We start from the raw sequence: 248 nt of genomic DNA on the forward strand, positions 1-248 counted from the left end.
ATCCTGCCGCCGCCACGTCCATCGCGCATCGCGGTCAGCCCGGATAAATCAGCGTTTCCTTAGGCGCCGAATTGCCACGGTAGCAAATCGCCTAAGGCGCAAGCCCGGCAGTAGCACCGCGAATGCGCCCTAACCCTTCGCTCGAGGCGACAGCCACCGGCTTGGCACTTGGCCCGCGAACCCGTGGTTCTTATCATCGGGCTCGCGGGCCAAGCGCCAATCCGGCGTCTTCGCCTCAGCTCAAACGT

The organism is Piscinibacter defluvii, from assembly GCF_004011805.1.
Lineage (GTDB): Bacteria > Pseudomonadota > Gammaproteobacteria > Burkholderiales > Burkholderiaceae_C > Piscinibacter > Piscinibacter defluvii.